The organism is Streptococcus suis, assembly GCF_019794615.1.
Classification (GTDB): domain Bacteria; phylum Bacillota; class Bacilli; order Lactobacillales; family Streptococcaceae; genus Streptococcus; species Streptococcus suis_AI.
In genome coordinates, this window is the sequence record NZ_JAIMDU010000029.1 from 20020 (window position 1) to 31244 (window position 11225).

The following is an 11225-nucleotide window of genomic DNA, read 5'->3' on the forward strand; positions in this document are numbered from 1 at the left end:
TATTTTTCCATTTCGTTTATACTAGCTTTAACAACCTTTCTCAATATCTAACTTTTATATTATGTTTAAAATAGAACTCGGTTACGTCTCCCTCTAATTCCAATTTGTTGCAATACAATTTGGTTTCTTAGAAGTAATTCGTTCTTCATTGTTCCGTACATGCCTCACTCACTTCCACCACGTATTCCCATCCCTCCTGTTTGAACCTCTCCCAAATGAACCACCATAATTGCACAACAATTGAATGAAAGTCAGCCAATGATTTTTCTGTGAGAATGTACCTACTTGTGATATAATATTAGTAATAATCTATGCAAGGAGAGGTCATGGAAAAACAAAAAATTGCCGTTCTTGGTCCTGGATCATGGGGAACAGCTCTCTCTCAAGTCTTAAATGATAATGGACATGAGGTACGTATTTGGGGAAATATTTCCGAACAAATTGATGAAATCAATGAACAACATACGAATACTCGATATTTTAAAGATATTGTTCTAGATGAAAAAATTAAGGCATACAAAGACCTATCAGAGACTCTTGACGGAGTTGATGCTGTTCTTTTCGTTGTCCCAACCAAGGTAACTCGACTGGTAGCCAAACAAGTGGCGCAAGTGCTCAAGCACAAAGTCGTTATCATGCATGCCTCTAAAGGATTGGAACCTGATAGTCACAAACGTTTGTCTGAGGTTTTAGAAGAAGAAATTCCAGCACAACTTCGTTCCGAAATCGTAGTTGTATCCGGTCCTAGCCATGCAGAAGAAACAATCGTTCGTGATTTAACACTGATTTCTGCTGCATCAAAAGACATGGAGGTAGCCACCTACGTTCAAAACCTATTTAGTAATCGTTACTTCCGCCTTTATACGAATAATGATGTCATTGGTGTAGAAACAGCAGGTGCTCTGAAAAACATTATTGCAGTTGGTGCGGGTGCCTTACATGGTTTGGGCTATGGGGACAATGCCAAGGCTGCCATTATCGCCCGTGGTTTAACTGAAATCACACGTCTAGGCGTTGCTATGGGCGCAAATCCTCTGACTTACAGCGGTCTTTCTGGTGTTGGTGATTTGATTGTTACCGGTACATCTGTCCACTCCCGCAACTGGAGAGCTGGAGATCAGCTCGGTCGCGGCGAAAAACTCGAAGATGTAGAACGCAATATGGGAATGGTTATCGAAGGAATTTCGACAACCAAAGCTGCCTATGAATTAGCACAAGAACTAGGTGTCTATATGCCAATTACTCAAGCGATCTACAAGGTCATCTACCAAGGAGCTAATATTGAAGATGCCATTAAGGAAATCATGACCGGTGAGTTCCGACACGAAAATGAGTGGCATTCATAATTTTAAACACAAATAAAATATAAAAGGAGTAAATACGTTATGAAAAAAGTTAGAAAAGCAGTCATCCCTGCTGCAGGATTGGGAACACGTTTCCTCCCAGCAACAAAAGCACTCGCAAAAGAAATGCTACCGATTGTAGACAAACCTACTATTCAATTTATCGTTGAAGAAGCCCTTCGTTCTGGTATTGAAGATATCTTAGTAGTAACTGGTAAATCAAAACGTTCTATCGAGGATCATTTCGATTCAAATTTTGAATTGGAATTCAACCTTAAAGAAAAAGGTAAGAATGATTTGTTGAAACTTGTTGATGAAACAACAGGGATTCGTCTACACTTCATTCGTCAAAGCCACCCACGTGGACTCGGAGATGCAGTTCTTCAAGCCAAGGCCTTTGTTGGAAACGAGCCTTTTGTTGTTATGCTGGGCGATGACCTAATGGATATCACAGATACAAAAGCTATACCATTAACCAAACAACTCATGAACGACTATGAAAAAACACATGCTTCAACGATTGCTGTTATGCCTGTCCCTCATGAAGAAGTTGCTGCCTACGGTGTCATTGCCCCACATGGAGAAGGCATCAATGGTCTATACAGCGTAGATACATTTGTGGAAAAACCAAAACCCGAAGACGCTCCTTCTGATCTTGCTATCATCGGTCGTTACTTACTTACACCTGAAATCTTTGAAATTTTAGAAAACCAAAAACCAGGTGCCGGTAATGAGATTCAACTGACTGATGCTATTGATACACTAAACAAAACGCAACGTGTATTTGCCCGCGAATTTACCGGAAAACGCTATGACGTTGGTGACAAGTTCGGTTTCATGAAAACATCTATCGATTATGCTCTGCAACATCCTCAGGTTAAAGACGACTTGAAACAATACCTCATTGAATTAGGTAAACAGTTAGATAAACCAAAAAAATAACGTCAATTTCCAAATAGTCAACACTATTGGATTGCAAAGGTGGTAGCCAACTCCGTGCTACCCTTTTTTAATGAATAAAAATGGAAGGATTCTCCCAATGAATGACACTGTTTCCAAAAACACAACCATGTCCATTGTTGCCACCGCTCTACTAGGATTTGCAGGTATCCTTTCAGAAACGAGTATGAATGTGACATTTCCTACCCTACAAAAAGTTTATCACTTGTCACTGTCCAGTCTCCAATGGATTACAACCATCTACCTTTTAGCTGTTGCAATATCAATGACTGTCAGTGCTACTTTGCAGCAAAATGTTAAAGAAAAAACTATTTTAAATGCCTCTCTCCTTCTGTTCACATCGGGTACAATCTTGGCATTTGCAACCCCTAGCTTCTCCATCATGATCGTAGGACGCGCCTTACAAGGATTAGGAACTGGGATTGGAATGACATTGATGTTCAATCTCATTTTAGAACGGATTCCTCCTCAAAAAATTGGAACCTATATGGGGATTGGCGGTCTGATTATGAGTTTAGCCCCTGCTTTCGGCCCTACCTATGGCGGTTTTATGATTGCACGCCTTCCCTGGCAATGGATTTTCATCTTTATCCTACCCGTCCCCCTTATCTGTTTTGTTCTAAATCATCTCTATATGGAAAATAGCCAAAAAGGTGAGAGACGTCCTTTTGATATTTCGTCCTTCATACTGTTAGCTCTTGCGCTAAGTACGTCGCTTCTAGCAATTACAAGTCTAGAAGAAGGTAAAATAAATTGGATATATTTAATTGTATTCATCCTTAGCTTGGCCGCATTTATCCATCGAAGTCTGACTATTCCTAAACCATTTCTTGATATTCGTGTCTTGAAAGTACCAACCGTTTGGCTTGGTTTAATACCCTTCTTTATTTATCAATTTGCTAATTTAGGTTCAAACTTTATTATTCCAAACTTTTTAATTGAAGCGAAGGGGGCAAGTTCCACTCTAGCAGGATTCTCATTACTACCAGGTACTCTTTTGGGAGCCATTCTAGCCCCTGTTTTTGGCAAATTCTATGATTTAAAAGGACCAAAACCTTCACTATATATTGGGAATACATTATTTACCATAGCTCTTTCAATCATGGCCTTATTCACTGAAACATTGACACTCTTTAGTTTGGCAGCAACCTATATTGTATTCACCTTTGGAAGAAACATGGCATTTAACAATACCCTGGCCGTTTCAGTATCCACATTGCCTCAAGAAAAGAAAGCCGATGCCACAGCTATTTTTCAAATGATGCAACAATTTGCAGGTGCTTTAGGAACAGCTATTGCTTCTGTCCTTGCAAATAGTAGCCAAAATTTGACTGAAGGAGTCCAACGTGTCTTCTCTCTACAACTATTCTTAGTTGTCATTATCTACTTCTTCTTTATTAATCTCTTCCAACAGCTCAGCAAAAATTTCTGAAAAAGATTGGATAGTTACAATTCTTTATCTTCATATGAAAAAGCCGTCAGAAAACAATTCTAACGACTTCTCTTAAAAACTAGCATCCGCTAGTTTTTTTACATGAAATAGAATGCGCCCAGAAGCAAAGCAATCAAAGCCAAATAACCAATGAAACTGTAAAAAACCTGTTTCCCAGTAAATAAATTTTTCTCTGTAAGTGGTGGTAAAAAAATAACGACTAAACAACCACCGATTGCTCCTCCAATATGTCCCGCCATGCTAATGGATGGGGTAAAAAGGCCTAATGCCAAGTTCAGACCTAGAAGAAGCATGTAACGCTGACCAAGAACTTGTAAATAAGGGCTACGACTAAATTTTCTCAAAAGAGCCATGGCTGCAAATAGGCCAAAGAGCGAGGTCGACGCACCTGCGCCAACCACATCTGGTGTAAAGAAGAGAACAAAAAGGTTCCCCATAATACCAGATAATAGATAGAGAAGAAAGAACCTCCGGGACCCAAAAAGCCCTTCTAATTGATACCCTAAACCAAGTAAAGTAATACCATTGAATAGAAAATGCTCCCAACCAATGTGGACAAAAACAGGCGAAACCAAGCGCCACAACTGAGTCGGATCATAACGCACTACTTCCCCATACATACCACCGAATTCAAAAATTGTATAGGCTGTAGTGGTCTGCCCAAAGCGAAATATTTGTATAAATAGAAAAACAAGAGCCGTAACTGCCAACAAGCCATTGGTCACAGGGTAGCGCTTATCAAAAAGATTCTTCAAAAATCAACAACTCCTTTACTGGGATATCAAATGTCTGGTGTTCAAAATCATATAACTGGAAAGAGCCCAAGGTCGATACCGTCTCCCCCTGATAATCTGACAAGTAACGGTCATAAAACCCTGCCCCATAGCCAACCCGAAACCCTGCTTGATTCCAAGCCAATCCAGGGACATGAATCCAGTTAACCACAGACTTATCCACAGGTTGTGAATAAGTCCCAGGTTCCCAAACTCCAAACCTAGTTTTAACCAAATCATCAGGATTATATTCTACAAAATCCATGCGTCCTTGTGAATAGGTCTTAGGAATGAAAATGCATTTTCCATCCTTTTGAGCCTGTTCAATTAAGTAACCAGTATCGAACTCATGTCCCATAGAAAGATAGGTCCCCAGCGACTTTGAGCACTTATAGGTGTCAGAGGAAAGGAGCCTTTCTGTTAGTTGCTGACTCCATCTTGCTCGTTGACTACTCGTTAGTCCTTGCAAAGTCCCTAGCACTTCTTTCCGAATTTCTTTTTTATCCACAGAAACCTCTTTCTTTTCAGAAAAAGACTGGAAAACCCAGTCTAGTTTGCTTTCATTTTCAAAAAATCGCTCAACTTATCCACAGCAAAGGGAAGTACTTCCTCTTTGGGACTAAGACGAGGATTGTGAAGGGGATATGGCGTATCCACACCCAACCAGAACATAACACCTGGAACCTTGTTGAGCAGGTAGCCAAAGTCTTCACCCGTCATGGCAGGTGGACAGGCAATCATTTCCACGCCGTCGACTTGTTCAAAATAAGTCATCAGTTCATCAGCCAGCTGGGGATTGTTCTCCACAGGCAGATAACCACTTGGATTGAGCTCGATGTCCAAGTCTACTCCAAAGGACAAGGCAACCCCTTCTGCTATTTCACGCACTCGTTTTTGCACCAAGAGGCTCATACTTTGGGTCAAGGCCCGAATGGTGCCATGCAGAAAGGCCGTTTCAGCAATGACATTGTTGGTTGTTCCCGCGTGCATGGAGCCGAAGGTCACTACCGCTCCCTCGATTGGGTCGACATTTCGACTCACCACTGACTGAACCTGAGTCACAAAGTAGCTGGCTGCCACCAAGGCGTCATTGGCGGTATGGGGAAAAGCTGCGTGACCACCCTTTCCTGTAAACCGTATCTTGACTTCACAAGTCCCAGCAAAGAGGGTCGCACGGTTGGTAGCCATTTGACCGACTTTGAGGTCTGGTCGGACATGGAGCCCATAAAATTCATCTGGTAACCAATCACCAAAGGCCCCCGCTTCATACATGAGCATGCCACCCGCTAGATTTTCCTCCGCAGGCTGGAACAAGAAGAGTAGGTTATTTTTCGGTTGCTGCTCTGCCATTTTCTCCAAAAGCCCCAAGGCAATGGTCATGTGGAAATCATGTCCACAGGCATGCATACGGTCTGGGTGGAGGGACTTGAAGTCCAGGCCCGTTTCCTCCACAATTGGCAGACCGTCAATATCTGCCCGCCAGCCAATGGTCTTTTCAGGTGCAGAACCTGTCAGATAGACCAGGATACCTGTCTTCCATGTACGGACTTGGGCAAAAGAGCAATCTTCCAGCAAGTTCTCAATAGTTTCCATAAGAAAGGCGTGGGTCTTGAACTCCTCCATGCCCAGCTCTGGAATCTGGTGGAGGGCCCGGCGTGTCGCGATTAAATCTAGCATAGCTACACCTCTTAGAGTGTCCGCAAAGCCTCTTCCAAGGCTGTTTTTTGTTGGGTTTGAGCGTCGATTTCCTTGATGATGCGGGCTGGCACACCTGCCACCACAACATTTTCAGGTACATCTTGAGTCACAATGGCACCCGCTGCGACAACAGAGCCACTACCGATTTGCACGCCCTCGATAACAACGGCATTGGCACCGACCAAAACATTGTCGCCAACACGCACTGGCTCAGCCGAAGCTGGCTCGATGACACCTGCAAGGACCGCACCTGCACCGATATGGCTGTTCTTACCAACCGTTGCACGGCCACCGAGAATAGCACCCATGTCAATCATGGTACCTGGACCGATTTCTGCACCGATGTTGATTACTGCACCCATCATGATAACGGCATTATCGCCAATCGTCACTTGGTCGCGAATAATCGCACCTGGTTCAATACGAGCATTGATGTTCCGTTTGTCCAACAAGGGCACAGCTGAATTGCGGCCGTCTTGCTCAACCACGTAGTCTACATTTTCAGTCAAGTTTGTCAAAAGTGGCTCGACGTCTTTCCAGTCACCGAAGAGGACGTTGCCAAGTTTTGTCACTTCTGCAGGAACAGGACCAGCCAATTCACCTTCAAAGGTCACTTTAACAGTTGTCTTCTTCACAGCATTACCGATAAAGGCAATGATTTCTTGTGCAGTCATTTTTTGTGCAGTCATAATGATTCCAATCTAAAAATAATATTTTTTCTATTATATCAAAATTTTCAGAAAATTTTATGAAGAAAGATAAAAAATTGAAAAAGGAGCTGAGCAAAAAGTCCAAAATAAACAAAACCGCATGAAATCTTTCGCCTAAAAACGTTGATTTCATGCGGTTTCTTATTTATTAAAATTAAACAATATTAGTTAGATTTCGAATTTTTTGCCCAGCCTCACTCAATTTTATTGAAGATTAATTACGCCTGTTTCCGTTCCCCAAAAACCTGTTTGAACTCTAAGTTGAATACTTGGGTCGTTTGCTGTCTCTTCTGTAATATCAAAGACAACATTACCAGTAACAGAATTTTCTGGGTTTACTTCAGTTAAGAAAAATTTTGCATCTTGGTTAGCATAAATTCCCGCAGTTGAATCAGACTTATACTCTACATCACCTTTTAACAAGGTAAAGAAATCATCCGTTACGGTAATAGCTTCTTTACCATTATTTTTCACTGTTACATTCAGCACTAGAAAGACTCCGTTAGCAGTCTTACCGAATTCTCCACCTACGTTAGTGGTAACCTCTTTTGAATTGACAAGGTAAACAACGTCTCCAACTGGAACTTCCTGTCCAATACTGTATGTTGTAGCTTCTTTTTGTTCTTCCGAGCTACTCGCTGATGCTTCGGTTGTAGTTTGGGTAGTAGTTGATGTAGTTTGGCTAGAAGAAGTTGAGGAATTACTTCCACCACCCAATACACTTTGTAACCCACCAATCACAAACAATCCAACCAACACAATAAACCAAATTCGCTTGTAAAATGGTTTCTTTTGCACATAAACATTACCATGTTCATCTTTAATTTTCTTTGCCATAAGAGCCTCCTAAATAGTGATAACTCCATTATATATATATATATATATTGTCAAGTATAAAAATAAAAAATTAGAAGTTTTACCTCCTAATTTTCAATCATTATCTAATCTTCAATTTCTTTTCTCGGATTGACAGCTCCGACGATATAATCCTGCACCAAGCCCATATTATCCAGTACAATCCCATGGAGAACTCCGCCGTAAACAGCTCCGCCATCAATCCCCATTTTACCATCTGGGCTAGTCCAAATTTGACTAATGCGGAGATTGGTCTGATAAAGACTATACACAGGTGTATGACCAAAAACAATGGTCTTTCCTGTTGTATTTTTAGCCTCATGAAAGGGCTTGCGCAACCATACCTTATCATGGTTGTTTGTTGCTCGCCAATCAGACAAGGTCAGATCCACACCCGCATGAACGAAAATATAGTGCTCGGTTTCTACATGGTAAGGGCATGTTTTGACAAAGTTGATCAATTCTTCGTATTGTTCCATCACCGCATTGGCATCGACTAAGCCATCCACAGGTGCATCCAAGGGACGCCCAAGAAGAGAATTAATGGTCGTATCTCCTCCATTCCTCCGGTAATGGTCATAGCGTTCCAAGGGATCCCGCAACCAAGCTAAAAACATACGTTCATGGTTACCTGTTAGACAAATAGCTTCCTTTTCGCAAACCAACTGCCAAACCAGTTCTAAACAGGCCTTTGAATTTTCTCCACGGTCAATCAAATCTCCCAGAAAAATTAGCTGTTGTCGTTCTTCATCCCATTTCTTTAAAATATCTAGTAGGAGCCCAAACTCTCCATGGATATCACCCACTACAAAAAATTCATTTTTCATAGACTCTATTCTACCACATTTAATAAGCAAAGAAAAACTGACCGTTTCCGATCAGTTTGGTTTTCTTACAAACGTGCGTTTAATTCTGCACCAAGTTCTTCAAATCCTGGTTTGCCAAGAAGAGCGAACATATTTTTCTTGTAGGCTTCTACACCTGGTTGGTCAAATGGGTTGATCGCATTGAGGTAACCAGAAATAGCAATAGCCAATTCAAAGAAGTAGAAGGTGTAACCAAGTGTGAATTCATCTTGTTGTGGAAGAGTCACAAACATGTTTGGCACGCCACCATCTGTGTGAGCAAGAAGCACACCATCCGTTGCTTTTTTGTTTACAAAGTCAACGTCTTTTCCTTGCAAGTAGCCAAGACCATCAAGGTCTTCTTCCATTTCAGGGATAAGAATATTTTTTCTAGGCTTGTCAACACGAACAACTGTTTCAAAGATGTTGCGGTTTCCTTCTTGGATAAATTGTCCAAGAGAGTGCAAGTCTGTTGAGAAGTTTGCAGATGTTGGATTGATACCTTTTTGATCCTTACCTTCTGATTCACCAGCCAACTGTTTCCACCATTCACTGAAGTACTGAAGCGATGGTTCGTAGTTAGCTAAGATTTCTGTTACATAACCTTTTCTGTAAAGAATATTACGCACTGCAGCATATTGGTATGCTTGGTTTTCAGCAATTTTATCAGATGTGAATGTCGTACGGGCAGCATTTGCACCTTCCATAAGAGCGTCAATATCTGCACCAGATGCTGCGATTGGCAAAAGTCCAACTGCTGTCAATACTGAGAAGCGTCCACCAACATTATCTGGAACAACAAAAGTTTCCCAACCATTTGCATCTGCTTCCACTTTTACAGCACCTTTGGCTTTATCTGTTGTAGCATAGATACGGTTATTAGCTTCTTCTTGACCGTATTTTTTCACAAGCAATTCTTTAAAGACACGGAAAGCAATCGCAGGCTCAGTTGTTGTACCTGACTTAGAAATAACGTTAACAGAGAAATCTTTATCTGCCACGTAGTCAACCAAGTCAGCAAGGTAGCTTGATGAGATAGAATTTCCAGCGTAAAGGATTTGTGGCGCTTTGCGTTCTTCACGAGTTTGCAAATTAGCAAAAGAATTGCTTAAAAAGTCAATCGCTGCTTTGGCACCAAGGTATGAACCACCGATACCAATAACCACCAAAACTTCACTTTCATTTTGGATCTTAGCTGCAGCTTTCTTGATACGAGCAAATTCTTCTTTGTCATAGTTTTCTGGCAAATCCAACCAACCAATAAAGTCGCTACCAGGACCTGTACCTTGACGAAGCATTTGGTCAGCCAATGTAACCTGTGGTTGCATATAATCAACTTCTTGTGCACCAACAAATTGGCCTAAGACTTTTGAATAATCAAATGTAATATGTGTCATGTTTTTCCTCCATTTGTATACCATAATATGATAACGCTTTATCAGGTTTTTTTCAAGGAATTTATCAATTTTCATTCATTTTCATGAAATGGTTTGCGCAACTTTTGGTTTTCTTGAAAATTCTATGAAATTTTCACATTTATAATAATCTTCTAGAGTCTCTCCCGAGTGTGTTACAGTAATCCAGTAGGGAAATAGCTTAGCTAGCATATACAGTGGAATCAGAGCGATGTACCAAATAAACATAACCTCAAAGATAAAGCGTTGGTTGTTTCCTCTAGAAATATAACGTTGGCGATATTCCTCTTTTAAAAACGGATGTGGAATGAAAATATGAAACAAGACCCCACCACGTACTATCATTGCAGCTAGCATTCTGGCTAAAAAATTCAGTGCTACTAAAACAACTTTTCCATCCTCGTGGAGACTATATGCTTTATCCACATAGATTGTTTTATAGCGCTTATCCTTTAAAGGACGCCTCGTTGATTTTCGTTCTTCCTTACTCAAATGCTGTACACTACTATTATCGTATTTAATATCGGACATTTCTAAGTCCACTACACTGCTATATTTCTTAGCAAGAGTCGTTTTCCCCATACCTGGAAAGGCAAATACAAACATAGACTTTCCTCCTTCTTTTTCAATAGAATAGCAGAGCAGTCCAAAAGTTTTCTTAATAATATTCGAAAAACAGAGCCATCTGTTATTAATTCAAACACGACATGTTATGTGACCATGAAAAAGAATTCGAACAATAAGGGACAAAGAATACTTCAAACCGCCTCCACCCTGACAGTGCCTGACTTTTATTCTTTTCGTTATGAGTTGGGTTATTGTAGCTTGGCTACTTTCGTTCGTGGTTTGATTTGACTGCCCCTATTTTGCCCCTATTTCTAAAAATAAGCCAAAGAAAACCCTCCGAAAGCTTGATTTCAAAGGGTTTTTAGACTATACACAAAAAGAGCACACACTCGAATTCGCTTAGGGCTGCTGGATTCCTCCCCTGACCCGCTTCACGCACGAATGTTGCTCCGTTTATTATTATAACACAATTTGACTAGAGTGCAAGTGGAGAGTCGATTAGAATCATTCCCTTTGTTGTATTTTTCAAAACGCGCTCCTTTTTCTGACAAAAATATTTGGTTTAACTCTCTTAAACTCAAGAATTTTCCTCCACTGATGGATTGA

Annotated in this window: 11 protein-coding genes and 1 other RNA gene; 3 read left to right on the forward strand and 9 right to left on the reverse strand. The window is 40.9% G+C overall.

What is annotated here, in order from left to right:
* Positions 1-326 precede the first annotated feature (326 nt).
* The 3 genes from K6V43_RS08535 (at position 327) to K6V43_RS08545 (ending at position 3735) form a co-directional block, all read left to right on the forward strand.
* Entirely contained in the window at positions 327-1346 is a 1020-nt protein-coding gene (locus K6V43_RS08535; RefSeq protein ID WP_222382631.1) for an NAD(P)H-dependent glycerol-3-phosphate dehydrogenase, read from the forward strand.
* Positions 1347-1385: 39 nt separating this feature from the next.
* The gene (galU, locus tag K6V43_RS08540; protein ID WP_024404093.1) at positions 1386-2285 is read left to right on the forward strand and encodes a UTP--glucose-1-phosphate uridylyltransferase GalU; all 900 of its coding nucleotides are present in this window, start codon (positions 1386-1388) and stop codon (positions 2283-2285) included.
* Positions 2286-2355: 70 nt separating this feature from the next.
* Positions 2356-3735: an MFS transporter gene (locus tag K6V43_RS08545; protein WP_496108339.1), complete on the forward strand. Its 1380-nt coding sequence runs from the start codon at positions 2356-2358 to the stop codon at positions 3733-3735.
* Positions 3736-3833: 98 nt separating this feature from the next.
* On the opposite strand, the gene K6V43_RS08550 is transcribed toward K6V43_RS08545, so the two are convergent.
* The 9 genes from K6V43_RS08550 to ffs form a co-directional block, all read right to left on the reverse strand.
* Positions 3834-4511 carry a rhomboid family intramembrane serine protease gene (locus tag K6V43_RS08550; RefSeq protein ID WP_222382632.1) on the reverse strand — a complete coding sequence of 226 codons (678 nt, stop codon included), beginning with the start codon at positions 4509-4511 and terminating at the stop codon, positions 3834-3836.
* Positions 4495-5037, reverse strand: a complete 543-nt coding sequence (locus K6V43_RS08555; protein ID WP_222382633.1) for a 5-formyltetrahydrofolate cyclo-ligase — start codon at positions 5035-5037, stop codon at positions 4495-4497. The genes K6V43_RS08550 and K6V43_RS08555 overlap by 17 nt, the downstream gene beginning before the upstream one ends.
* 41 nt (positions 5038-5078) lie before the next feature.
* A complete protein-coding gene (locus K6V43_RS08560) occupies positions 5079-6206 on the reverse strand; it encodes an N-acetyldiaminopimelate deacetylase (RefSeq protein ID WP_222382634.1) in 1128 nt (375 codons plus the stop codon).
* Between the two features lie 11 nt (positions 6207-6217).
* On the reverse strand, positions 6218-6916 hold the full coding sequence (gene dapD / locus K6V43_RS08565) for a 2,3,4,5-tetrahydropyridine-2,6-dicarboxylate N-acetyltransferase (RefSeq protein WP_013730634.1): 699 nt from the start codon (positions 6914-6916) through the stop codon (positions 6218-6220).
* A gap of 225 nt (positions 6917-7141) precedes the next feature.
* A complete protein-coding gene (locus K6V43_RS08570) occupies positions 7142-7774 on the reverse strand; it encodes a DUF4352 domain-containing protein (protein ID WP_024404089.1) in 633 nt (210 codons plus the stop codon).
* A 104-nt stretch (positions 7775-7878) separates the two neighbouring features.
* Positions 7879-8619 (reverse strand): metallophosphoesterase, encoded by a 741-nt coding sequence (locus K6V43_RS08575; RefSeq protein WP_024404228.1) that lies wholly within the window; start codon positions 8617-8619, stop codon positions 7879-7881.
* Positions 8620-8684: 65 nt separating this feature from the next.
* Positions 8685-10034 (reverse strand): glucose-6-phosphate isomerase, encoded by a 1350-nt coding sequence (locus tag K6V43_RS08580; protein WP_024391565.1) that lies wholly within the window; start codon positions 10032-10034, stop codon positions 8685-8687.
* Positions 10035-10115: 81 nt separating this feature from the next.
* Entirely contained in the window at positions 10116-10658 is a 543-nt protein-coding gene (locus tag K6V43_RS08585) for a hypothetical protein (RefSeq protein WP_222382635.1), read from the reverse strand.
* Between the two features lie 327 nt (positions 10659-10985).
* Positions 10986-11079: signal recognition particle sRNA small type (ffs, locus tag K6V43_RS08590), an RNA gene on the reverse strand.
* Positions 11080-11225: the final 146 nt, after the last annotated feature.

Excerpts from the sequence above, each read along its gene's own strand:
- K6V43_RS08535 (WP_222382631.1), top strand. The coding sequence starts at position 327 with ATGGAAAAACAAAAAATTGCCGTTCTTGGTCCTGGATCATGGGGAACA.
- galU (WP_024404093.1), top strand. The coding sequence starts at position 1,386 with ATGAAAAAAGTTAGAAAAGCAGTCATCCCTGCTGCAGGATTGGGAACA.
- K6V43_RS08545 (WP_496108339.1), top strand. The coding sequence starts at position 2,356 with ATGAATAAAAATGGAAGGATTCTCCCAATGAATGACACTGTTTCCAAA.
- K6V43_RS08560 (WP_222382634.1), bottom strand. The coding sequence starts at position 6,206 with ATGCTAGATTTAATCGCGACACGCCGGGCCCTCCACCAGATTCCAGAG.
- dapD (WP_013730634.1), bottom strand. The coding sequence starts at position 6,916 with ATGACTGCACAAAAAATGACTGCACAAGAAATCATTGCCTTTATCGGT.
- K6V43_RS08570 (WP_024404089.1), bottom strand. The coding sequence starts at position 7,774 with ATGGCAAAGAAAATTAAAGATGAACATGGTAATGTTTATGTGCAAAAG.
- K6V43_RS08575 (WP_024404228.1), bottom strand. The coding sequence starts at position 8,619 with ATGAAAAATGAATTTTTTGTAGTGGGTGATATCCATGGAGAGTTTGGG.
- K6V43_RS08580 (WP_024391565.1), bottom strand. The coding sequence starts at position 10,034 with ATGACACATATTACATTTGATTATTCAAAAGTCTTAGGCCAATTTGTT.
- K6V43_RS08585 (WP_222382635.1), bottom strand. The coding sequence starts at position 10,658 with ATGTTTGTATTTGCCTTTCCAGGTATGGGGAAAACGACTCTTGCTAAG.